The sequence below is a fragment of the Lacihabitans soyangensis genome (assembly GCF_024343775.1).
Taxonomy (GTDB): domain Bacteria; phylum Bacteroidota; class Bacteroidia; order Cytophagales; family Spirosomataceae; genus Leadbetterella; species Leadbetterella soyangensis.
Window position 1 is genome coordinate 14,676 of sequence record NZ_RJUF01000020.1, and the last position, 22,313, is coordinate 36,988.

Annotated in this window: 20 protein-coding genes; 3 read left to right on the forward strand and 17 right to left on the reverse strand. The window is 38.3% G+C overall.

Annotated features, from left to right (window positions below; translation table 11 throughout):
- Nucleotides 1-32: 32 nt before the first annotated feature.
- The gene (gene bamJ / locus EGI31_RS08840) at nt 33-785 is read right to left on the reverse strand and encodes a BamJ family beta-barrel-assembly machinery protein (protein WP_255036864.1); all 753 of its coding nucleotides are present in this window, start codon (nt 783-785) and stop codon (nt 33-35) included.
- Between the two features lie 164 nt (nt 786-949).
- Here bamJ and EGI31_RS08845 point away from each other — a divergent pair, with 164 nt between their 5' ends.
- Nucleotides 950-1,825 (forward strand): hypothetical protein, encoded by an 876-nt coding sequence (locus tag EGI31_RS08845; RefSeq protein ID WP_255036865.1) that lies wholly within the window; start codon nt 950-952, stop codon nt 1,823-1,825.
- Nucleotides 1,826-1,865: 40 nt separating this feature from the next.
- Here EGI31_RS08845 and EGI31_RS08850 read toward each other — a convergent pair whose 3' ends face one another.
- A complete protein-coding gene (locus EGI31_RS08850; protein ID WP_255036866.1) occupies nt 1,866-2,720 on the reverse strand; it encodes an AraC family transcriptional regulator in 855 nt (284 codons plus the stop codon).
- A gap of 170 nt (nt 2,721-2,890) precedes the next feature.
- Here EGI31_RS08850 and EGI31_RS08855 point away from each other — a divergent pair, with 170 nt between their 5' ends.
- Both EGI31_RS08855 and EGI31_RS08860 read left to right on the forward strand, forming a co-directional pair.
- Nucleotides 2,891-4,117 carry an MFS transporter gene (locus tag EGI31_RS08855; RefSeq protein ID WP_255036867.1) on the forward strand — a complete coding sequence of 409 codons (1,227 nt, stop codon included), beginning with the start codon at nt 2,891-2,893 and terminating at the stop codon, nt 4,115-4,117.
- 22 nt (nt 4,118-4,139) lie between these two features.
- Nucleotides 4,140-5,579 (forward strand): trehalase family glycosidase, encoded by a 1,440-nt coding sequence (locus EGI31_RS08860; RefSeq protein WP_255036868.1) that lies wholly within the window; start codon nt 4,140-4,142, stop codon nt 5,577-5,579.
- Here the strand turns inward: EGI31_RS08860 and EGI31_RS08865 are convergent.
- The 15 genes from EGI31_RS08865 to EGI31_RS08935 all read right to left on the reverse strand — a co-directional run bounded on the left by EGI31_RS08865 (nt 5,576) and on the right by EGI31_RS08935 (nt 22,291).
- Complete coding sequence (locus tag EGI31_RS08865; protein WP_255036869.1) at nt 5,576-6,094, reverse strand: KdsC family phosphatase; 519 nt, start codon at nt 6,092-6,094, stop codon at nt 5,576-5,578. The two genes, EGI31_RS08860 and EGI31_RS08865, sit on opposite strands and share 4 nt — an antisense overlap.
- Before the next feature lie 77 nt (nt 6,095-6,171).
- A complete protein-coding gene (locus tag EGI31_RS08870) occupies nt 6,172-6,720 on the reverse strand; it encodes a helix-hairpin-helix domain-containing protein (RefSeq protein ID WP_255036870.1) in 549 nt (182 codons plus the stop codon).
- 25 nt (nt 6,721-6,745) lie between these two features.
- Nucleotides 6,746-7,294 (reverse strand): OmpA family protein, encoded by a 549-nt coding sequence (locus EGI31_RS08875; protein WP_255036871.1) that lies wholly within the window; start codon nt 7,292-7,294, stop codon nt 6,746-6,748.
- 247 nt (nt 7,295-7,541) lie between these two features.
- Nucleotides 7,542-9,347, reverse strand: a complete 1,806-nt coding sequence (gene rho / locus EGI31_RS08880; protein WP_255036872.1) for a transcription termination factor Rho — start codon at nt 9,345-9,347, stop codon at nt 7,542-7,544.
- A 200-nt stretch (nt 9,348-9,547) separates the two neighbouring features.
- On the reverse strand, nt 9,548-10,315 hold the full coding sequence (dapF, locus tag EGI31_RS08885; protein ID WP_255036873.1) for a diaminopimelate epimerase: 768 nt from the start codon (nt 10,313-10,315) through the stop codon (nt 9,548-9,550).
- Nucleotides 10,316-10,749: 434 nt separating this feature from the next.
- Nucleotides 10,750-11,103, reverse strand: coding sequence for a 50S ribosomal protein L19 (rplS, locus tag EGI31_RS08890; RefSeq protein WP_255036874.1), 354 nt, complete (start codon nt 11,101-11,103; stop codon nt 10,750-10,752).
- A gap of 300 nt (nt 11,104-11,403) precedes the next feature.
- Complete coding sequence (locus EGI31_RS08895; protein ID WP_255036875.1) at nt 11,404-12,231, reverse strand: metallophosphoesterase family protein; 828 nt, start codon at nt 12,229-12,231, stop codon at nt 11,404-11,406.
- Nucleotides 12,215-13,573: an SLC5/6 family protein gene (locus EGI31_RS08900; RefSeq protein ID WP_255036876.1), complete on the reverse strand. Its 1,359-nt coding sequence runs from the start codon at nt 13,571-13,573 to the stop codon at nt 12,215-12,217. Before EGI31_RS08900 ends, EGI31_RS08895 begins: the two co-directional genes overlap by 17 nt.
- A 227-nt stretch (nt 13,574-13,800) precedes the next feature.
- Complete coding sequence (locus EGI31_RS08905; protein WP_255036877.1) at nt 13,801-15,243, reverse strand: SusD/RagB family nutrient-binding outer membrane lipoprotein; 1,443 nt, start codon at nt 15,241-15,243, stop codon at nt 13,801-13,803.
- A 21-nt stretch (nt 15,244-15,264) separates the two neighbouring features.
- Nucleotides 15,265-18,504 (reverse strand): SusC/RagA family TonB-linked outer membrane protein, encoded by a 3,240-nt coding sequence (locus EGI31_RS08910; RefSeq protein ID WP_255036878.1) that lies wholly within the window; start codon nt 18,502-18,504, stop codon nt 15,265-15,267.
- Between the two features lie 76 nt (nt 18,505-18,580).
- Nucleotides 18,581-19,642, reverse strand: a complete 1,062-nt coding sequence (gene arsS / locus EGI31_RS08915) for an arsenosugar biosynthesis radical SAM (seleno)protein ArsS (RefSeq protein ID WP_255036880.1) — start codon at nt 19,640-19,642, stop codon at nt 18,581-18,583.
- A 27-nt stretch (nt 19,643-19,669) separates the two neighbouring features.
- Complete coding sequence (locus EGI31_RS08920) at nt 19,670-20,005, reverse strand: arsenosugar biosynthesis-associated peroxidase-like protein (RefSeq protein WP_255036881.1); 336 nt, start codon at nt 20,003-20,005, stop codon at nt 19,670-19,672.
- A 97-nt stretch (nt 20,006-20,102) separates the two neighbouring features.
- Nucleotides 20,103-20,489: a DUF3037 domain-containing protein gene (locus EGI31_RS08925; RefSeq protein WP_255036882.1), complete on the reverse strand. Its 387-nt coding sequence runs from the start codon at nt 20,487-20,489 to the stop codon at nt 20,103-20,105.
- On the reverse strand, nt 20,467-21,237 hold the full coding sequence (locus tag EGI31_RS08930; protein WP_255036883.1) for a HipA family kinase: 771 nt from the start codon (nt 21,235-21,237) through the stop codon (nt 20,467-20,469). Before EGI31_RS08930 ends, EGI31_RS08925 begins: the two co-directional genes overlap by 23 nt.
- Nucleotides 21,238-21,241: 4 nt before the next feature.
- A complete protein-coding gene (locus EGI31_RS08935) occupies nt 21,242-22,291 on the reverse strand; it encodes a VOC family protein (RefSeq protein ID WP_255036884.1) in 1,050 nt (349 codons plus the stop codon).
- Between the last annotated feature and the right edge of the window lie 22 nt (nt 22,292-22,313).

A 22,313-nucleotide genomic window follows, 5' to 3' on the forward strand; every position in this document is an offset into this window, starting at 1 on the left:
ATAATTTGTGAATGTTCCCTGTTTTCAAGAAACTATTTAACGATTTCAATCAATTCTACATCAAAAATAAGTGCTTGGTTAGGACCAATAGATGGCGGGCCTTGTGGGCCATATGCCAAGTCCGAAGGAATATAAAGTGTCCATTTAGAACCTACTGGCATCATCTGCAACGCTTCAACCCAGCCCTTTATTACTTGTGTAACACCAAATGTGGCTGGCTCTCCCCTATTAACTGAACTATCAAAAACTGTACCGTCTATGAGTGTGCCATGATAATGTACTTTCACTTTATCCGTTTCCAGGGCTTTAGCACCCGTTCCGGCTGTTAAAACCTTATATTGTAAGCCTGAAGCTGTAGTCTGAACTCCAGCCTTTGTTTTGTTTTGTGCTAAAAATGCCTCGCTTTTTACTTTGTTCTCATTTCCTGCCTTGGAGGCTTGATTTTGGAAATAATTTTGAATAAATGCACCACAAGCTTCCGAGCTCATTATGTTTTTAGTGTTAGCTATGGCGTCTTTGATGGCCATCGCCAAAATATCCGCATTGACTTCCAATTTCTGATTTCTTAAATTATCTCCAACATTTATACCTATTGCATAACTAAGTGAATCTAATTTCGTTTTCAAAGATGTTTCTGTTTTGGAAACCGGTGCCTTAACTACCTGAGTTGCGTTTGCCGGTTTACCTGGAACTGTTGCTTTTTTCGTTACCTGAGCTTGGCCAATTAGAACCGCTAATATGTTGATTGTGAAAGTAAAAAATGCAATTTTTGACAAAATTTTCATATGTGTTTTTTAAATTTTTTGAAATATTTTATTGAAATACGTTAGAAAGACAAAAAAACGTAATAATTTTAACATTTTTAACATTAACATTAACAAATTTTTGGTTAAAAGATTTGTGGTATAGTTTTTGAAATTTCCAAAGAACATAATAATAACCTAATAAGATGTCGTTTTTAAAAAACATTACAAATTCCATTTCGTCTGTTTTTAATATATTCAAAAGACCCTATCATTCCTCCACATTAAGCTTTAGAGGTTTATTGCACTCGGCAGCAGTGGCAGTAGCCATTTTTGTTTTTTTGTTTATCCTTCAGCCTTTTGGTCTTGATACAATTAGCGAGTCTGAGAAAACCATAACATTGGCCCTTTGTGGTGGAATTGCTTTTGCGAGCATGTTATTTTGCCAATTTGTACTTCCTCTTTTATTGAAGTCGTTTTACGATGAACACCATTGGACAGGTAGCAAGCAATTGGTGCAGTTTCTAATTATGTCAGCGGTAGTTTCCTTGGCTCTAAATTTTTATCTCAATAAAGTTACTGGTACTGATTTCCCAATAGAGGGTCTGAAAGTTTTTGGATTTAGTATAATTCCGCTGGTTTTGTTGGTTTTTATCCAAGAATCAATGCACAACAATAAATTCAAACAAAAAGCCGAAAACCTCAACAGTGACCTTAAAAACAAAGGTGTGGTAACCTCTGATAATCCACTGAAAGTTTTGGTTTTCAAAGGAACTAATGCAAAGCTAAGTCTCATACCCAATCAGCTAATTTACGCCAAAATCGACAGCAATGTGAGTGAGTTTTATTATCAGAATCCGTTTGGTATTGATAAATCAGTGATGACCATTGATGAAAAACAAGTAAGAGATGAGCTGGTGGGTCATCCACAGTTTGTGAAGTTCTCTACCAATTTGATGCTCAACACCAACGCCATACAAAAAGTAAGTGGCTCAGCGAGAGGGTATGAAATAGCTATTGCGAAAGTCAACGAAGAGGTAAAAGTGTCTGGTAAGTTTAGAAAGAATCTCGAAAATCTGTAAAAAAAGAACATTAATTAATATTACAGAGAAGGGCGGAAAATTATTTTTTTCGCTCTTTTTTTTCGTATACTTTGTTCTGAAATTCGCTTGGACTGATGCTTTTGAACTGATTAAAGGTTCTGCTGAAATATGAGAGCGAATTAAACCCGCATAGAAAAGCAACATCAGATACGCTTTTACCTTCGGTTAGCTGTCGGCAAGCTTGATTTATGCGATATTCATTCAAAAAATCAGTAAACGAAACTCCAAAATTCTTTTTAAAGTAATTACAAAAAGCGGGTAAGGTTAAATTGCTCAAATCAGCCACCGATTGTGTGTTTATAACTTCAGTGTAGTTTTTTTCAACAAATTCAAAAATCCTGAGAACCCTATTTTGATCCTTCGAGAAAATGGACTGTTGGAAAAGGGCATTATTTAGTAATTGAAAATCAGTTTGTTGGGCTAATTTTTGTAAAATATTTATCAAAGCCAAATACCTTTCAAAAGATGGCAAGCTTCTCATTTCTCGAAAATCTTCTGCCAAGGCTTTCTTGGTTTCCGGTGAAAAAGCGACGCCAAATTGTGCATTTTTTAACATTCTATTTACTTTCTCAAACTCTACTGTATCTTGGATAAGTTCTTTTTTGAACTGAAGAACGATTTCTTCATGCCTACCTAAAGCCCCATATCCAAAACCCGAGTGTGGAAGATTGGAACCTATCAAAACTAGGTCACCGCCCTCATAAAAACTAACGTGGTTGCCTACATGTCGCCGGCCAATGCCATCAAAAACAAAAACAAGCTCAATTTCTGGATGATAATGGTAATTCCACAAGAAAACTTCGGGCAGAACATCATGATAAATGACCTTAAATGAGGAGCCTTCGTCTGGAATTATTCTCTCTAATGGTATCAAAATTTGAAAATATTAATACAGTACAAACATTAATTAAATACTTGCAAATATATGGTGTTATTATATTATTTCTTTGCATTAAAGAAATATACTTTCAAGAAATTAACCTATGAAAAAGAACAAAGCGAGTCAATAGACTCGCTTTACTTTTGTCAAAACCTACCAAACCTATGAATCATTTCAAACTGAAAGCATCGCTTTTTTTGAATTACTTTGTTTTTGCTATTTTGCTGAATAGCGTAGGTATTGTTATTTCAAAATCCATAAACGTCTATGGTGTCACTGAGAGCAATGCATCCATTCTTGAGGCCTTTAAAGACCTGCCTATCGCCATAGTATCGTTGTTAGTGGCATCCTTTTTACCTCGTTTTGGCTACAAAAAAGCCATGCTTTTGGGCTTAATTATTGTGTTTTTGGGCTGTATAGGAATGTATCTTGGCAACTCCTTCCTCAGTGCTAAGCTCTTGTTTTTGAGTATCGGCGTTAGTTTTGCTCTTATAAAATTATCGGTTTATAGCCTTATTGGTGAAATTACGAGCTCTTCAAAAGAACATACTTCTTTTATGAGTTCGATAGAAGGTTTTTTCATGGTTGGTATAGCTGCTGCATACTTTTTATTCCCTTATTTCTACAGCGATACAAACATAGACCAATGGTTAAACGTGTATTTGGTGCTTTGTTTCATGATATTCATTTCTTTCATTTTTCTAATTTTTGCAGAAATACCAAAAGAAACATCAATCCAAGAAACATCAATTAAAGAAGACCTGATGGCTTCTTTCAAATTGATTATACTTCCTTTGGTACTGGTTTTTGTGGCATCAGCATTCTTTTTTGTGATGATTGAACAAGGCATCATGACTTGGCTGCCAAGGTTTAATCAGAAAATATTTGCATTTTCGGAGAAACTAAGCGTTCAGATGGCTTCAATTCTGGCCATTTCGCTGGCGGCAGGAAGATTTTTGGCTGGTTATTTTGCCAAAAAAGTTTCATGGGTAATCATCGTCATAGTGTGTTCGGTAGTTTCTATCCTTATTCTATTCTTTGTTTTGCCACAACTAAAAACCTCCACAGAAGAGGTCAAAATGATAAGTTCATTATCAGATGTGCCTTACCTAGGTTTTGTATTGCCTTTGATAGGACTGTTCATTGCACCGATATATCCGCTACTCAATTCGGCTGTTTTAAGTAGTTTGCCCAAAAAACTTCATTCGGCTATGTCGGGTTTGATTATCATATTTTCAGCCTTGGGAGGCACCATCGGCTCTCGAATAGTCGGTACACTTTTTGAGGCCATGGGAGGCGTAAATGCGTTCTATTTCCTGTTTATTCCCATAGTTCTGCTCATTGTTTTTGTGTTGAGAATACAGACAATTATCAAGAAGCAAAGCGTTTAGTAACACACAATTTTAGAAGAAAATGGAAACAATAGTAGATCAAAAAGACCTTTTTGAGGCCGTGCAGCTTTCTGGGATATTTCCAGATTCCAAGACATTCCCAGACATGGTTGCTCTTAAAAATGTAAAAGAGATAGCAGAGGAGTTTGATAGAACAAAGAATATTTCATCATTTAATTTAAAAGAATTTGTGCTTGAAAACTTCAAGACTGTCGTTCCGAGTGAGGATACATTTATAACAGAAAACAACGACCAACCTGAACAGCATTTGCACAGACTTTGGAGACATTTGACAAAAAAAACAAATCCTGAAAATACGAATTCAACTTACATAGGCTTACCCCATGATTTTGTAGTGCCTGGTGGACGCTTTCAGGAAACTTATTATTGGGACAGCTATTTTACGATGCTCGGTTTGATTATCTCAAAAAAATATGATCTAGTGGAAGGTATGATTGAAAACTTTGCTTTTCTGATAGACCAATATGGCTTTATACCAAACGGAAATCGGACCTACTTCTTGAGCAGATCACAACCGCCTTTTTTTAGCCTGATGGTGAGTTTACTTGACCGATTTGAATCAAATAAAAAACCTTTAGACTTTGTCAGCCAATTAGAAAAAGAATATGATTACTGGATGACGAAAAGAAGCATAGTTATGCCAAATGGCGAAACTCTAAATCGCTATGATGATAATGACGCTACGCCAAGACCGGAGTCATTCATAGAAGACATAGAATTGGCAAAAGAAAGCAATCAACAGCCAGAGGAACTTTATAGAAACATTCGGGCAGCCTGTGAATCTGGTTGGGATTTCAGCAGTCGTTGGATGACAGACAACAACGAGCTGGCCACGATAAAAACGACCTCGATTGTACCTGTTGATTTAAACTGTTTATTGTACAATCTTGAATCGCAATTGTCAATTTTACAACTTTCTAGAAGCCAAGAATTCAAAGAAAAGGCTGAAAACAGAAAAAAAGCCATATTGAAATACTTCTGGAATAAAAATCAAAACTTTTTCTGCGATTATGATTTACAAAACAATTGCACCAGAGAAAATCTGACCCTGGCAGGCGTCTTTCCACTTTATTTTAACTTGGCAAACATTACTCAGGCCAATGCTGTTGCTGAGATTATAGAAAGACTATTTCTTAAAAAGGGAGGATTGTCAACAAGCACCATTGAGAGTGGACAACAATGGGATGCTCCAAATGGATGGGCTCCTTTGCAATGGATGGCCTACATCGGACTAAAAAACTATAAATTAAACTCTCTAGCAAAACAAATAAAAACCAACTGGATGGCTCAAAACGAGGCTGTATTCTTCAAAAGTGGTAAATTCACTGAGAAATATAATGTAGAAAGCACTTCAGAAGAAACTGGTGGCGGTGAGTATCCCAATCAAGATGGTTTTGGGTGGAGCAATGGTGTGTACTTGGCTTTCAAAAGCGAAATCTAAAACACTTTCATCCATTTATTTTGAGCTTTCATAACAAGTTCAATAACATCTCTAACAGCACCTTTCCCGCCGATATTTGGAGTAATGAAATCACAAATACCTTTGACTTCTTCTGTGGCATCAGCAGGACAACAAGCCAAAACCTTGGTGTTTTTCATGAGCAAGTAGTCAGGTATATCGTCGCCTATGAAAAGGACCTCTTCTTCTTGAAGATTGTTTTTGGCTATGTATTCTTGAAAAACCGAAAGTTTCTGATCGGTACCTACGGATAAATAAACATCTTGAATTCCCAAACCACTTAGCCGAGTAGCTATGCTTTTTTGTTTACCTCCAGAAATAACCGCCATTCTGTAGCCCGACTTCACGGCTATCTGAACAGCATATCCATCCCTGACATTAAATACTCTTTGAACATCGCTTTCGCCTACCAGCAAGGTGGCATCGGTAAATACGCCGTCAACGTCGAAAACAAAAGTTGTGATTTTACTTAGTTTAGATTTTAGTTTGATATCCATAAAGTCTTTAAATTGACTGCAAAATAAACAAAAAACGACGGTTACCCGTCGTTTTTTGTTATAAAATCCGTATTGAATTAGGCTTTACCTTTATTCAACTCATCTTGCCATTTCTTCAATTCGTCCCATTTGCCATCTCTTGCCAAAGCAGACTGTTGTGGCCAAGTAGTAGGGTCGTGCATTTGAAATCTTGCACCTGCAGCGTCTAGTATTTCTTTCAACTTTTCAGCAGAAGTGGCAGCCAATTCTGCAAATGTGTAAATACCTGCATTGTTGCACAATTCCTCTATTTTAGGCCCTATTCCTTCTACTATTTTCAAGTCATCCTTTTTGCTGGCCACCGGAGCTGCTGCTGCTGGAGCTACAAAAGCTGCCGCTACTGGGGCTGCTGCTACCGCCGCTACACTACCTAAATCAACATTGGTTGAAGCCGAAACTTTTGACTTTCTGCATGCCTCCAATTCTCCTTCCAAGAAATTGATTCTGTCTTGTAGTTCGCTTGCATGAGATTTTAACCTATCTCCAAGCAATTTAGAGAGAAGCCACCAAAGCAATAAACCTAAGAGTAACGCGAATAAAAATATATCCCAAGGGAAACAATTGAATAAACATTTAAGATTTTCCATTTAAATTAAAATTTTTAATATTGAATTATTTAATAAGTCTGATTGAAACTCGTCTATTTTTTGCTTTATTTTCTGGCGTATCGTTTTCAGCGATTGGCTCACTTTCACCTTTGCCGATTACAGTTAGTCCAGCATCAGCAAAACCGTCTTTTACCAAAATAGCCTTAACAATACCCGCCCTTTTCTCCGAAAGAGCAATATTTGAGGCATCGTCTCCATCGCTATCGGTATGACCAGTAACACTTAGTTTTTCATTCGGATTTTTCTCCAAATAAGCTTTGGCAGTGGTCAACCAAGTGTTGATTTCTTCCGTTCTGTTTATAGAAGATTTACCTGATTGAAAATAAACATCAAGAGGTTCAAAGAGAACTTTTTCCTCAGGAGTGAGATTAGCTTGAGTCGTGTCTTCAGCTTGAACAGTTACCGTATCTGTAACATCTGGTGTTGCTACAACTTCGGAAACAATGGCCTTTGGCTGACAATCAGGGCAGTAGTCTTTCCTGTTGCAGTTCCAGAACCAACTGAAAAGCAATGACCCTAACAAAATCAGCAGCGGAATCAATAATCTATTCATGATTAAGATAAGGGGTTAGTTATAAAACGATTTAATAATACAATTTAAAACAAAAATTAATAAAGTCAATAATTAAGACCTCTATTTTGTTAAAAAGTAACAGAAAAATATTAAACGGCATCTATTAATAATCAATACTTTACCAAATACATTTTTTAAAATGTCCTTTTTACCCTCCAAGAAAGAATAAAGCACAAAAAAAGGAAGCCTTAAAAGACCTCCTTTAAAAATATTATTCGAAAGAAAATTATCTGTTCATGGTCATCAAAAACTCTTGGTTAGTTTTGGTTCCTTTCATTTTTGAAAGTAGAAATTCCATGGTTTCCATTGGGTTCATGTCAGCCATGTATTTTCTCAATAACCAAACTCTCTGCAACTCGTCTTTGTCCATCAACAAATCCTCTCTACGCGTACCCGAAGCCAGAATATCAATAGAAGGATAAACTCTTTTGTTGGCCAATCTACGATCTAACTGAAGCTCCATGTTACCAGTTCCCTTGAATTCTTCAAAGATAACTTCGTCCATTTTTGAACCAGTGTCTATCAAGGCTGTGGCTACAATAGTCAATGAACCTCCATTTTCTATTTTACGAGCAGCACCGAAGAATCTTTTCGGCTTATGCAAGGCATTGGCATCCACACCACCAGAAAGAATTTTGCCCGACGAAGGCATAACAGTGTTGTAAGCACGAGCTAAACGGGTTATTGAATCCAAAAGTATAACTACGTCGTGACCTGATTCCACCAATCTTTTAGCTTTTTCTAGAACCAAATTTGACACTTTTACGTGCTTCTCGGCAGTTTCATCAAAAGTTGAAGATATAACTTCTGCCCTTACGCTTCTTTGCATATCTGTAACCTCCTCTGGACGTTCATCTATCAGAAGTATTATCAAATAAACCTCCGGGTGATTGATGGTAATGGCGTTGGCTATTTCTTTCAACAAAACAGTTTTACCAGTTTTAGGCTGGGCAACAATCATACCTCTTTGGCCCTTTCCAATTGGAGAAAATAAGTCCAAAACACGGGTAGACATGATGTCTGACCTTGTGCTGAGGTTAAGTTTTTCCTGAGGAAATAATGGAGTAAGGTATTCAAAAGGAATTCTATCACGGATTTCCTCAGTTGTCTTTCCGTTTACAGATAATACTTTAAGTAATGCAAAATACTTCTCCCCATCTTTTGGCGGACGGATAGAACCATGTATGGTATCACCCGTTTTTAGTCCAAAAAGTTTGATTTGAGACGGCGAAACATAAATATCGTCTGGACTGGCTAAATAATTATAATCTGCAGAACGTAAAAAACCGTAGCTTCCTTCGCTCATGATTTCTAATACGCCAATATTTTCAATTAGACCGTCAAATTCCTTAACAAGATTATTGAATTGTTTTTTGATTGAACGACCGTAATCTTCCTTTCTTTTGGCATCTTGTTTTTGTTCATTCGTCAGGACTTCCTCGCCTGGCAATCCTAAATCCTCATCCGTAATGTCTGGAATTTCCTCTATTAAATCTGAAATATCTATTTCGTCCGATAAATCTATATCGTTAATTTCGCTAGAATCAGGCTGTATATCAAGCCTTTCAGATTCCTGCAGCTTGTTCTCTTTAGGTGTATCAACCTTGCGGTTATCTGGTTTTCTATACTCAGGTCGCTTAAATTCTGCAATTATGGGTTTAGCCTCCTCCTTTTTCTCCTCAACTACTTGTGGAGTCAGCAGCTCTGGAGTTTCGGTTGACATGGTGTCTTCTACAACCACTCTCGTAATTCTCTTTCTTAATCTTGGACCTTTATCTTCAGGTTCCATTGAGAGCGGATTTGCGGCCGGCTTCTCTGGAAACAAAGACTCCGTTTGTGTTGGTTTTACTTTTGTTGGTTTTGGAGCTTTAACTTCTACTTTTTGCTCCGACGTGACAGGTGTCTGCTTATCAATGATTTTTTGAATAATGTCCTTTTTGGCTGCTCCTTTGTCAAGTTCAATGCCTAATTCGGCTGAAATAGTTTTTAGTTCTGACAGAAGTTTTAGCTTCAAATCTTCTTGGTTATACATAGAAATTTTGTTTTGGAAAAACAATGAAGGTTGTTAAAGTACTTATGAATACATTAAAACGCTTGGTTTGAAAAAAACTTGATTATTTCGGATTTTGAAATTACGAATCGGAAGAAGTCCGTAGCAGTAATTTTGATTTCGTATGCAATTTTAAGCATTAAAATCTTTAGGAGCAAAAAAAAGAACAAAAATATTACCTATTACAACACTTCACCCTCAAAAACAAAGATCGCGGGACCGTTTAATAAAATTTCGGAGAATTTCTGCCCACGCTGAAAACTCACTCCGAGCTTACCTCCAAGAGTTTGAATATTTAGTTTTTGTGATAAACCTTTCTTTTCCGAAGATGCAATGGCGGCAGCTGTAACACCAGTTCCACACGAATAGGTCTCATCTTCAACGCCTCTTTCGTATGTTCTGACTTTTATATTTTCGTGGTCAATGATTTGTACAAAATTCACATTTACACCGCCTTTACCAACCCAATAATCGCTGTATCTAATAGCCGCTCCTTTTGTTTTCACATCCAAGTTGTCTAAATCTTCTTCAAATATAACCAAATGTGGCGAACCAGTATTTAGAAAATATCCGTTCGTTTCATCAAATATTTCCTCCACATCTATCATACCCAACGAAACTTCTCCTTGATCAACAGTCGCATGATGAGGTCCGTCTACCGCTATAAATGTAGCCTGTTTTTCAAAAATACCTAGATCCGAAGCAAATTTAACGGCACATCTTCCTCCATTACCACACATGCTCCCCTCCTTTCCATCTGCATTGAAATACCGCATTTTGAAATCAAATCCATCGGCGTTTTCAATCAAAATCAAACCATCAGCACCAATACCGAATCTTCTATGACATAAGAATTCCACATTTTTTATAGAATCGTCAAATCCTCCTTCGCGGTTATCAATCATCACGAAGTCGTTGCCAGTTCCTTGATATTTAAAAAATTTGGTCATCTATGAATGTTTTGTATTTCGGTTGTAAAATTAATACTTTTTAAAATGAAAAAGTTCAAGTTTGTGAAGTTTGTGGTGGTAGAACGGTGAGGTGTTTCAAGTTTGTGAGGACACAAAATTGGGCGGTGTGAAGTTTGTGAGACACAAACTTGGGCGGTGTGAAGTTTGTTGGGGACACAAACTTGGGCGTGTTAAGTTTGTGAGGACACAAACTTGGGTGGTGGAAAGTTTGTGAGTACACAAACTTGGGCGGGGACACAAACTTGGGCGTGTTAAGTATGTGGGGACACAAACTTGGGCGGGGACACAAACTTGGGCGTTTTGAAGTTTGTGAGGACACAAACTTTGGCCAAAAAAAAAGTCACCTCAGGGAGATGACGTTTTTTGCACAAATTATGAAAAAGCTATTACTTAAAATTATTAAGCAATGTTACTTACTTTTTTAGTTCTTTGATTCTCGCAGCTTTACCATGTTTTCCTCTTAAGAAATACAATTTAGCACGACGAACCTTACCTCTTCTAAGAACTTCGATTTTGTCAATACTTGGAGACAAAACTGGGAAGATTCTTTCTACTCCAACACCGTTAGAAATTTTACGTACTGTAAAAGTCTCACCAGGAGTACCGAAGTTTTTTCTTTGAATAACAACACCTTGGTATAACTGAATACGCTCTTTGTTTCCTTCAAAAATCTTAACAAATACGTTTACAGTGTCACCCGCCTTGAAATCAGGAAGTCCAGCTCTTGAATTGCTATACTCTGATTCTACAAACTTAATTAAATCCATTTAATAAAAAAATTAATAATAAAAAATTTATTGAGAGTAAAGAGGCTTCTTTTAGGCTAAAAGAGGCGTTTACGGAAACGAGGTGCAAATATAATACATTTTAACAAATTAAAAAATTCACCATCAGATTATTATCAATTTTTCTGCTAGGAAAAGGGCAAAATTTGAGAGTCTATGGCATTATTGCTCGAGAAAGAAAGAAATTGCCATAAAAGTTAAACTAACAGATCGGTTCTGAATTTCGTTATGTAGGCGAAATAAATTTGTGTAGTATATTTTTAATAATCTGGCTCAAAAAACTCAAAATTCAATCGGAATACCTTCAAGAGCGGTTTCTTCGTCGGGTAAAATTTCGTTATTGTCCCAAATGCCAGTCAGTAGCGTTTCGGAATATGAAAATGGCAAACCATTTTCGAGCATGAGCTGGTTTGCTTCAAAAGATTCGTATTCATAATTGTGAAATTGATACGAAAACTGCCCATCGGCATCGTCCAAAATCAAATACCAAACTCTTGCTGTACCATCGTTAGCGGGCATTCCGATTACGCCTGCATTGAGCCAATATTTTCCATCTTGTACATCGGCGAAAGGAAGTCCGCAATGTCCTGCTAAAATCACGTCGGCATCTGTTTGGCCGAAATTATGTTTTTTTAATGCCCAATCAGTTGATTTAAAGACAAATTCAGAGATATTATCGTAAGAACCGTGAATAACATCAATTTTTTTATCGGCATATTCAAAACTAATTTTTTCAGGTAATTGCCCTAAAAAAGTCATATTTCGTTGGGTCATTCGCACCATGGCATACGGAAACCATTGTTTCGAGAAAATATCGCAGCGACTGCCTTCCTCAAAATTGCAACCGCAGTCGTCCGTTCCGTTGATAAGATTTTGCTCTACATTCCCTTGAATCCCGTGAATTTTCCAATCTTCTATAAAATCCAAACACTCGCTTGGGGCTGCACAATAGCCCACAATATCGCCAGTAGAAATAATATTGCTGGGTTTTATTCCTTCGACTTGGGCAATTCGATATAATTCTTCCAAGGATTGGTAATTGGAATAAACTCCGCCAAAAACCAAAACTTTTCCGCTTAATCGACCAATATTTTTAGTTAGTTGACTCAATTTTTTTCTTGAATAAAATCGGTAATAAAAAAACAATAAAACACGCAATCGTACCAAAGAGATTGATGCTCAGTAAATCAGCATATTTGCCTTCTGATAAGAGCATAAACGTTGGTATTGGATAAAAAACTAACCAAAATCCGAACACCACGCCCAAGAGTACTGAGGCAAAGTATGAGATTTTGGGTGCGTCGAGATTCCAGAATACAAATATAGGGGCTAAACCCATCACCATGGTTCCGCTGATGGTTGTAGCCGATAATATTTCGGGATTAAAGAAAATCGGAATTGTACCAAAAACCGCAATCGCAATCATAGTGAGGCGAGCTTTTGAAACGCTAATGCCTTTTTCGTTAAGTAAATCTATATGCACCAATTTGGCGGTTGAAGTAAATGTAGAATCAATAGTGGCTGCCGCCGATGTGAGCATGATAGTATTCATAACCAAAAGCAAAATCGTGCCGAAAAACTTTGCCACACCAATAGTTGCAGGAGCTTCTAAACCTCTCATTTTGGCAAAAATTCCTACAAAACTAAACAATATGATACAACTCGCCCCGATGACCGTTGCCCAAAGATAAGATTTGAGCGTAGTTTTTGGACTCGCAATAAAACCTCGGTCAGTAAGAATTGGGTCATGAAAAGGATAACTTAAAACTTGAATCAATGCCACCAATAATAAGTTAACTCCTTGAGCCATCGACCAGTCGCCACTTTGCACAAATGTTTTTATGCCACCATCGGTTTCTGGGATAATAATGCCTAAAATTATAACCATCAATAGCACAAAAAATGCCATCTGAATTAAATCGGTGATAATGGAAGTTCGCATTCCGCCTTTGAGTGTGTAGGCCAGCGTGAGTAAAGTAAAAACTGTCAACGAAGCAAAATAGGGCATACTACCTTTTTCGCCAAAATAGCTCCCGACAATCATGGTATTCGACCAGATTTCGTTGAGCAATCGAAAACCTATCAGAATCGTGAAAAGAATGATGGCCCCTTTACCGTATTTGGTCTGTAAAAAGTGATGAATGCTTTTGTATTGCCCTTTGGTTCGCATTCGATAAATGATAACACCCGCTACCAAAAACGACAAGTAATAACCAGCGTAGGCCACTCCGCCTACAATCCCAAACTGATAGCCTAAATCGGCAGCGTTGGTAATGGATTTGGCAAATAACCAACAAATAACCAAACTACTCGTGAGCAAAAAGGCACTCGGTGGCGTGTCGTTGTGGCTTCCTCTAAAAAAATCATTGACTTTATTCGACCACGGAGATACCCAAAACAGCACGACGTTGACCGCTATCAAGATTATCCATTGCCACGTAAGTGTACTCATAAGGTTTATATTTAACGGTGTGTTTTGAAAAACTAAACCTCGAAGGGGCGAAAAAATTATAGACCGCCGAAGCGACATCATAAAATTATTTCATCCCTTCGGGATTCCAAATATTTGCAACTACTTCCTTTACTATAATAATATCATCCCTTCGGGATTTTTTAACACATAAGTGAATAGACAATTAACTCGCTGTGGACTTGCCGACCATTGACTGTGGACTATTCTCAATTATCCCACCAAACTGGTGAATTGATGCTGTTTTTATTAGTTTTCTCGGCTGCTGCTTTGAAGTTTGCGTTGTTTAGGGCATCTTCGGTGGTTGGGTAAGGCATACGAACAGGAATCAAGCTTTGATTCAAACTTCCTGAAATGGTTTTAAGTTTCGGGAAACCAGTGCGGCGGTATTCGTTCCAGCCCTCGTATCCGTTGATAACATTAGCAATCCATTTTTGCGTAATTATCTGCTCAATTGGGTTGGCATTAGCTACTTTATAAGCCGCTGGACCAGTTTTTAAGTAATTTTCTGGCAAAACCGAATACCAATAATCGAAGGCTTGTTTTACACCCGTTTCGTAGAAGGTCTTAGCATCGGCACTGATGAAGCCTTTTTCGGCTGCTTCGGCCAGTAAGAAATTCATTTCAAAACTTGTCAAGAAATTGGCTTTCAAACGACCTGCATCTTCTCTGAAAATTCTCCCCGAAAAAGAATAGTTTCCGACCGAAATAGAAAGTTTTGAAGCATCTGGGCCACTTAATAAGCCTTTATAAACATTGGCGTTATTGGCCGTTGGGCGGAATAATACTTGTTTGCGTGGGTCGTCGAGTTTGGTCAGAATTTCATCCATCGTTTCTGACATGATGAACAAATTGAAGTCACCGATACGAGCCGTTGCCATTCTAAAATTATTGGGTTGCGAAGCCGTAAAGGCATAAACCGCATTTTGAGTAGCATCTATGATATAGTCTCCGCCAGCAAAAATTTGTTTCAACTGCTCTGCCACATTTTCTTTGCCTGATGCACGCATCAAATATTTGAATTTCAATGAATTAGCAAATCTTCTCCATTTAGTCAAGTCACCGTTGAAGATGATATCTCCTTGCAGTCGTGTCGCTCCTTTATAATTCGTAATAGCCGTAATTGCTGAATTTAGGTTATCAATGATTCCATCTTTTCCTAAATAAATGTCTTTTTGAGCATCGTATTTTGGCGTTACGTTTCCACTTTTTCCTATCAAGGCTTCTGAGTAAGGCACATCGCCATAAAGGTCGGTCAACACTCCTGTCAAATACGCTTTATAAATCAACGCTGGGCCTTCATACACTCCAAAAGCGGCATTTGCTCTTGATTTTGCCAACAAAATTTCATTATCACGCAGGTTTTCGTACAAAAACGGCCACGGATTTCCACCGTATTGTGGTTCGGTCAAGCTGTGGCGGTCGAATAAATTAAAGTCGATAGCAGTGAACTGTTGCCCCAATAAATTACCCGCCACAAAGCCTTCATACGACATTTGGTCGGCAAAGTCGAACAGCACTTTACGAAGCAAAAGCTCGGGCTGCACATCAACTGGGGCAGTTGGATTAATGTTGAGTTTCTCGAAATCTTGCGTACAGCTCAAACTGCTCACAAACAAGATAGCAATGATATATTTATTAAATTTCTTCATGTCTTTAATGATTTGAAAACCTTAGAATGTAATGCTCAATTTCACACCAAAACTACGGGTAGTTGGGTAGCTCATGTCTTCTACGCCCGACATCAATTTTTGTCCTTGAAAACCAAACTGCTCAGGGTCGAAGTGCGGTATTTTGCTGAAAGCGTAGAGATTACGGCCAATCAACGAAACATTGATGCTCTCTATACGATTTTTGAACCAACCTTTTGGTAATTCGTAGCCAATCAGCACCTCACGGAGTTTCAGATATGAAGCATCGTAAGTGTTATTTTCTTCGTGGTTGCGGTCGTAATACATTCTGTAATAAGTTTCGGCACTCACGGCCGTTGTATTTGGCTGATAATTAGGCGTTTCGGCCGTTCCCATATTTACTACACCTTTGGCAATGATACCTGCCTCGGGGCGGTTCTCTGTTTCGATGAGCTGACCACCCACGGCAGCCAAAGCCAAGGTACGAGAGACCACTTTTCCGCCTTGACGCCAATCGAACAAGAAACTCATTTGGAAATTTTTGTAGCTTAGAGTATTATTAAATCCTACCATAAAATCAGGCGTATAATTGCCCAACTTTCTGAGGTTATTATCAACAATGTATCGGCCGTCTTTACCAATGATAAATTCGCCTTTATCGTTTTTCAAATAGCCCGTTCCGTACATATCGCCCATGCGGCCACCTTCTTTTACTTGGTACCAAACCGTTTGATTGACGTTATCATAAATTCTGTTGTAGGCCAAAGTGATAGTTTGCCCAGGAATCGGCAATTTTTCTACGATATTCTGATACGTCGAGAAATTGAAAGTACTTCTCCAAGAAAAATCATTAGTGCGGATTGGAGTTAAATCAAGTACAACTTCAACACCTTTGCTTCTAACGGCTCCGCCATTGATACTTTGCTGACCATAACCCGAAGAAACGGCAATCGGCAATGAAATAATCTGATTTTTATTTAATGCGTTAAAGTACGTTACATCGAGTTTGATTTTATCATTCAAGAATCGCACATCAGCCCCAAATTCGGTCGAACTAATGCTTTCGGGTTTTAGATTAGCATTTGAGATTTGGTTTTGGTCGGTGAAAGTCGGTAAACCACCTACTGGCGTACGTGCCACGAATGTTCCGATGGTTTGGAAAGGATTAGTATCATTTCCAACTTGTGCATAACTCGCACGGAGTTTCAAGAATGAAATAGCCGTTGGTAATTTAACCAAATTTGAAACCACTAAACCTGTCGAAACTGACGGATAAAAGAATGAAGTATTGGCCGAAGAAGTAGCAGTTGCCAAAGCACTCGACCAGTCGTTACGGCCAGTAATATCTACGAACAAGAAATCTTTAAAGCCGAATTTAGCGATTCCATATAAACTATTGATGCGTTTGGTACCAGCCGCTTGGAAATACTCCAAAGGCGAAGCTGCATTCGACAAAGCATAAACTCCAGGTTGTGCCAACGAAAGTGTTTGAACTTGTTCGTTGGCTACTCTTTGGTCCATTCTATTACCACCTGCCGATACATCAACGCTGAAATTGCCTAAGTTTTTGCTATAATTCAACAAAAAGTCGGAATTGATTTCACGATAAAAGACATTTTGTTCGGCATAAGCACCAGTTTTGAAACGGTTTGAGCTGTATGCACGACGGAAAGTACGGTCTTCGTTTTGGTAGTCCATACCCGTACGAACCGAAAGCGATAATTCGGGCGTAAATTCATAACGAGCCGAGAGATTGCCAAAAACACGGTCACGATTGAAGGCGTTGCGGTTTTCGTAAAGTGTAAAATAAGGATTATCAAAAAATGTGTAGTTATAAGAAAATTGTTGCACATTTTCTAAACCTGGCTGCCAGTAGTCTTTCAGCGGTTCAATATTATTTGAGCGTCCAAACCAGCCAACCAAAGCATAGTTAATATTTTCAGAACCATATTTAGTAGCAGGACGATTACTACTTCCCGAATTAATATAACTAATATTTGAGGTAATTTTTAGCTTAGAAATTGGCATAAAATTGAGAGCCGTAGAAACCGTTCGACGCTTCAAATCTACTCCTGGAATATATGATTGGCTATTCAAATCGGTCATTGAAAGGCGGAAATTACCTTTTTCGTTGCCTGCCGAAATGGCTAAACTATTGATTGAAGTGCGGCCAGTTCCGTAGAAATCTTTGAGGTTATTCGGGTAAGCCACAAAAGGCGTTGGCGTGATAGGCAAACCACCGTGAATGGCCACATCGCCTGCTCTTACAGTTTGTCCGTTTGGTAAAGTTACGGGGCTATCATATTGCGGAATTGAAAGCCCAGTGTTTAATTTTGGTCCAAAACTATAAGTGATATTATCGTTGATACCTCCACCGAGGCCGTCTTTGTAAGCATATTGCCCGCTATTTCCTAAACCATAAGAATTCTGAAAAACAGGTAATTGAAAAGGAGTTTCGAGATAATTTGACGTATTAAATGATACTCCCAAACCTTTCGATTTTGCTCCTGATTTTGTCTTGATAATCAAAACACCATTCGAGGCACGAGTTCCGTAGAGAGCTGCCGCTGATGGGCCTTTTAGTACCGTAACCGATTCAATATCGTCGGGATTTACCTCCATTCCTCCGTTCCCGAAGTCAACTTCCATGAAGCCGTTAGCATCGTCGTTTACGTTATTTACTACTGTATTGTTATTAATCGGAATTCCATCAACCACAAATAGGGGATTGGCATTCGTAAAAGACGATTCTCCTCTAATACTTATACGTGTGGTTGAACCTACGCCCGTTGAGCCGCCAGTGATGGTTACGCCCGCCACTCGGCCCGCCAAATTATCCAAGAAATTAGTCGATTTTACGCGGCTAACTTCCTTAGCATCAATCTGCTGCACGGCGTATCCCAAGTTTTTTGATTGACGCTCCAAGCCTAAGGCCGTAACTACGACTTCGTTTAATAATTGACCAGGTTTAAGAGAAATGTTTACTTCGTTAATGCCCAAAATTACAATTTCTTGCGGTTCGAATCCTACCGAGGTAACTTTAACTTTGGCAATTTTATCATTGATAAGTAATTCAAAACTACCATTTACATCTGTTACCGTACCAATTATTTTCTTCCCATCAACCGCACTAATGCTGACACCAGCAATGGATTCATTGGTTTCTGCATCAATAACTTTTCCGGATAACTTTCTTACATTTTGGGCATAAACCCCAAAATAAATCAACTGGCTGAAAAAAATCAGGAATAAACTGATCTTAAAAGTATTATTTCTACTCATAAAATTGATATTTAGGCGTTTTCAGAAACACCTTTGAAAAAATTTTTCTTAGAAATGATTAAATGTCTGAACGAAATTAGGCAACTTCTCCACCACAAGAACTTCCTGCACCAGCAGTACAACCATAGCAGTGTTGGTTGATAATGATCGAACGGTTACTCAATTCTTCATAATCGAATTCGCTGATATGTTGGGATTTTGCGGCAACTTTCAGATCTAACATTTGATTAAAATCACAATCATATAAATATCCATCCCAACCAATAGAGAGGGTATTTCTGCACATCACATTGGTAGCTGCCACAGGATTGTAAGCCTCAACCAATTTTTCCATGTAGGCTCCGTAATTTCCACTAACCAACAGATAATCAAGATACCTACTAATTGGAATGTTAGTTATTGCATACAAAGAGTTAAAAACAATTCCGAATTTTGAGCTCAGCACCCTTTTAAATTCTTTTTCCAAACCTGCTTGTCCAGCGGGTAGGAAAGCACCTGCAGGATTATAAACCAAGTTGAGTTTCAAGCCTGAACCTTCTATCCCATAACCAACCTCGTTGAGCATCAAGAGTGCTTTTATAGAATCTTCAAACACACCATCTCCTCGTTGTGAATCAGTACGAGAAGCACTTGTGGCAGGTAAAGAAGACACGACTTCTATACGGTTTTTCTTGAAAAATGAGGGTAAATCATGGTATTTTGGATTGGCCAAAATTATTGTAAGATTACAGCGAACAATAATATTTATATTGTCATCTACTTTTCTGATTTCCTCAATGAACCACCTAAAGTTGTGATTCATTTCTGGAGCCCCACCGGTCAGGTCTAAGGTAGTAAATTTGTATTTCCCGATAATATCCACACAGTGTTGCATGGTTTCTTTCGTCATTATTTCCTTTCTATCGGGGCCAGCGTCTACATGGCAATGTTTGCAGACTTGATTGCACATTTTCCCTACATTTATCTGGAAAATTTCCAACTGTGTGGGTTTTAATGGAAATAAGCTTTGGTCAAGTAGCTTGTCTCTAAAGAGCGGTAATTTCTTTCCAATTCTCTCTTCATCATTAAGTACCTTTAGCTGAAAAGCTGATTCTCCTAATTCGCTTTTTTGAGCTTTTAGTGATTTAACTGGGTTCATTGTATTCAATCAATTAGGTAAAGCTACCTACATAGTAACTTCTTTTGCTTTGTTTATCATTTGTACACTATGTACGAGTTTTACTCCTGCTGCTAAGGCCGCTGCCACATGAACTGCCTCCATCATTTCATCTTCGGTACACCCTTTTTGAATAGTATCGGTAGTGTAGGCATCTATACAATAAGGACATTGCATGGAATGAGCTACCGCCAAGGCAATAAGGGATTTTTCTCGTTCGGTAAGTGCACCATCTTTGAAGGTTTCGCCATAATATTTAAAAAAATCTTTGGCTAGGTCTTTAGCACCAAACTCTCCGATTTTTCCAAACTTTGGAAGGTCCTCTGAATTGTAATAACTGCTCATTGGAGTAATTGTTAATTGAGTGATATACGAATATTTATCCACAAAGGATTAAAACTACAAATAAAGTCATGATTTTAAATAAGAAATGTAATTCAGCTTACAATAGAACCATTTCTTCAAAAATCCTATTTAACGCATCCATCGGTTGCTGGCAATACCCTGGGTGTATTTCGGAAGCTTGTATAATGGTACTTCGGCGTGCGGTTAGCCATCTGAAACGTGAGGCCAAGTCTTGCTTACCGATAAGCCCTGAGTCAGGAGTGCCCTGACATATTTTTTCAAATGACTGAAGATGAATCTCCACTTCTGTCAAATCCTGTTTTGGAAATAAGGCCAAAATTCTCTCTTTATTTACTTGAAAAACAAAATCAAGGCTTTTCAGACTTTTGCAATACAATACCACACCAATATTGATATATTCGCCTCTTTCGACTCTCGGTACGAGCCTGATGACCGCATATTCATATAAGTGCTTTTCTTGCATTTTCTATTTGTGTTTCAAAAATTTCGGAATTTTCCAGTCTTTTGAGAAGAAAACTTAAATACAAGTTTTTATTTGCCGCTTCAGTTTCGGGAATCCAAGTTTCGGGAACTAGATTTACTACTTCCTGCAAAAAATCAGGAGTTAAAACTGACCTAAAAAATGCTTTGGTTTGGTTCACTTCAGAAGCAAATGGCAAAAGCACGTGGTCCTTAATCTGCAAAAATGGCTTAATGGCTTGCTCTTCCCAAGTCTCAGGATTGTGGTGAAAATATAATGAAGCACCGTGATCGATGACCCAAAGCTGTTTATTCCAAAATAACATGTTGGTATTGCGAGCCGTACGGTCGATGTTCATCAAAAACGCATCAAGCCAAACTATTTTAGTGGCCAACTCGGCATTTACAGTATTGACAACGGCATCAAAAGTGATTGAACCCGACAAATAATGTAAACCTAGATTGAGCCCCGTGCTAAATTTTAGTAAATCTTGAATTTCCTCGTCTGGTTCGGTTCGTCCAAAGCCTTCTGCTAGTTCGGCGAAAACCAATTCTGGCACCAATAGGCCAAGTTTACGAGCAATTTCTGCTCCAATAAGGTCTGCAATAAGAGCTTTTGTACCTTGACCAGCCCCTCTGAATTTGAGGGCATACATAAATCCGTCGTCGGCCTCCACAATGGCTGGCAAAGAACCACCCTCTCTAAGTGGAGTGATGTATCTGGTGATATTTACGGTACGGATTTGTGGCATTTATTTACATTTTCACTCTACCCCAACCCAAGGTTTTTACCATCCAATTGGGAAGCGGATTTTGAGTTTTACGTTTTTTGAGGTTGATATACCAACCAATTTTTTTCAGAATCGGCACTTTGTGGGTTTCTACGAATTCTATCAAGGTACCATCGGGGTCTTCAATGTAGGTAAATCTTCCTGCGGCATCGCCCATGTCAAACGAATTTGCACTATCAACCACGAAAGGATAACCGTTATCAAGTAGTTTTTCACCTAGTTTGTCCATATTCAAGGCATCAAAACAAAGGTGTATAAAGCCCAAATCACCCCAACTGCGGCCTTCCATGATGGTTTTTCGATCGGTGGTGTCCAATACTTGTACGAGTTCCAATTCAATGTTTCCGAAAAGTCTAGAAAATGCACCTTCTTCGGATTGACTTTTTCTTAATAAAACTCTTCTAAACTGTTTGTCAGCAGCACCAAGCCCAGCAAAATCTTCAAAAACACCAGTTTTGTCATATACCAAAGTATCGATTCCTAAAATATCCTTGTACAATTTCAAGGATTTTTCGATGTCACTCACACCTAGAATCACTCCTAGTACTCCACCGGTGTTTGAAAGGGAGTTCAAAAACCAAGAATCATCATCTACCAATTGCAGTTGATTTCCATAATTATCTTTTAACCAAGCGGTTGGTCTATTCTCGGGGGTTCTAAGAGTTGGTAAAGATTTGGTCTTTGAAAGCGTCAACACATCTTGACTTTTTATTTTTAAGGTAAAAATCCCCAAATCCCCCAGTTTAGGCTCAAACGCACATGGTATCGGTAAAGGATTTTTAGATTCCCAAATCTCGGCTCCACCGCCACCAGCCATGTTAACAGCCAGAATAGCCCTACGCCTTCTGATGTTGCCATTGGTGTATCTCACCATCAATTTTGCATCTGCTATATCATCAAAAACTGGCACATCAAGCCCCAGATTTTTATTATACCATTTGAACGATTCACCGGCGTCAGGCACACCTATTCCCACCTGTTGAATACCAGAAATCAAATTTTCACTTTTAGACATTTGTAGTGTTTTGAAATTTTGC

Excerpts from the sequence above, each read along its gene's own strand:
- EGI31_RS08855 (WP_255036867.1), top strand. The coding sequence starts at position 2,891 with ATGAATCATTTCAAACTGAAAGCATCGCTTTTTTTGAATTACTTTGTT.
- EGI31_RS08870 (WP_255036870.1), bottom strand. The coding sequence starts at position 6,720 with ATGGAAAATCTTAAATGTTTATTCAATTGTTTCCCTTGGGATATATTT.
- EGI31_RS08935 (WP_255036884.1), bottom strand. The coding sequence starts at position 22,291 with ATGTCTAAAAGTGAAAATTTGATTTCTGGTATTCAACAGGTGGGAATA.
- EGI31_RS08845 (WP_255036865.1), top strand. The coding sequence starts at position 950 with ATGTCGTTTTTAAAAAACATTACAAATTCCATTTCGTCTGTTTTTAAT.
- dapF (WP_255036873.1), bottom strand. The coding sequence starts at position 10,315 with ATGACCAAATTTTTTAAATATCAAGGAACTGGCAACGACTTCGTGATG.
- arsS (WP_255036880.1), bottom strand. The coding sequence starts at position 19,642 with ATGAACCCAGTTAAATCACTAAAAGCTCAAAAAAGCGAATTAGGAGAA.
- EGI31_RS08930 (WP_255036883.1), bottom strand. The coding sequence starts at position 21,237 with ATGCCACAAATCCGTACCGTAAATATCACCAGATACATCACTCCACTT.
- EGI31_RS08920 (WP_255036881.1), bottom strand. The coding sequence starts at position 20,005 with ATGAGCAGTTATTACAATTCAGAGGACCTTCCAAAGTTTGGAAAAATC.
- rho (WP_255036872.1), bottom strand. The coding sequence starts at position 9,347 with ATGTATAACCAAGAAGATTTGAAGCTAAAACTTCTGTCAGAACTAAAA.
- EGI31_RS08860 (WP_255036868.1), top strand. The coding sequence starts at position 4,140 with ATGGAAACAATAGTAGATCAAAAAGACCTTTTTGAGGCCGTGCAGCTT.
- EGI31_RS08865 (WP_255036869.1), bottom strand. The coding sequence starts at position 6,094 with ATGGATATCAAACTAAAATCTAAACTAAGTAAAATCACAACTTTTGTT.
- EGI31_RS08905 (WP_255036877.1), bottom strand. The coding sequence starts at position 15,243 with ATGAAGAAATTTAATAAATATATCATTGCTATCTTGTTTGTGAGCAGT.
- EGI31_RS08910 (WP_255036878.1), bottom strand. The coding sequence starts at position 18,504 with ATGAGTAGAAATAATACTTTTAAGATCAGTTTATTCCTGATTTTTTTC.
- EGI31_RS08900 (WP_255036876.1), bottom strand. The coding sequence starts at position 13,573 with ATGAGTACACTTACGTGGCAATGGATAATCTTGATAGCGGTCAACGTC.
- EGI31_RS08925 (WP_255036882.1), bottom strand. The coding sequence starts at position 20,489 with ATGCAAGAAAAGCACTTATATGAATATGCGGTCATCAGGCTCGTACCG.
- EGI31_RS08875 (WP_255036871.1), bottom strand. The coding sequence starts at position 7,294 with ATGAATAGATTATTGATTCCGCTGCTGATTTTGTTAGGGTCATTGCTT.
- rplS (WP_255036874.1), bottom strand. The coding sequence starts at position 11,103 with ATGGATTTAATTAAGTTTGTAGAATCAGAGTATAGCAATTCAAGAGCT.
- bamJ (WP_255036864.1), bottom strand. The coding sequence starts at position 785 with ATGAAAATTTTGTCAAAAATTGCATTTTTTACTTTCACAATCAACATA.